The organism is Vibrio sp. 2134-1 (genome assembly GCF_033339495.1).
The window spans coordinates 1-521 of sequence record NZ_JAWOUS010000943.1 but is presented as its reverse complement, the minus strand read 5'-3'; the positions used below and the strand labels follow the sequence as shown (position 1 = coordinate 521).

The following is a 521-nucleotide window of genomic DNA, read 5'->3' as shown; positions in this document are numbered from 1 at the left end:
ATTGAGCTCTTTCATCGACTCAATAAACACCAACAATGCCGCAATCAGTGCACCACGTTTTACCAGTGGAAAGTGCACTCGCCACAGCATCGTATTTGGCGTACATCCCATCGTGCGTGACGCCATATCTAACGATGGAGAAATTTTATTTAGATTACTTTCGATACTACCACTCGCAACAGCAGAGAAACGCACCACCATCGCAAAGATCAACGCAAACATTGAGCCTGAGAAAATCAGCCCCGGTCTACCCCATTCCATCGCCTTCGCAATATCGTTTACGCGATAGTCCATAAACAGCACGGCAACCATCACGCCGATCGCCAATACCGTTCCAGGTACTGCGTAGCCCATTGAGGAAAGACGCATAAAAGCAAGGCTTTCACGTTTGCCATTGACTCGGTGAGTAAAGTTAACCACAAGAGCAACGGCCACGCCGATGATCGCAGCAATCACAGACACAACAAGACTGTTCCACGCATACTCACGGAATTCTGGTGTCCAGCTTTGCTCAAAGTAAG

Annotated in this window: 1 protein-coding gene; it reads right to left on the bottom strand. The window is 48.2% G+C overall.

From position 1 onward, the window contains the following. Positions 1 to 521, bottom strand: a 521-nt coding sequence (locus tag R7R78_RS29385) for an ABC transporter permease (protein ID WP_225474998.1), incomplete at both ends; no start/stop codon positions are given.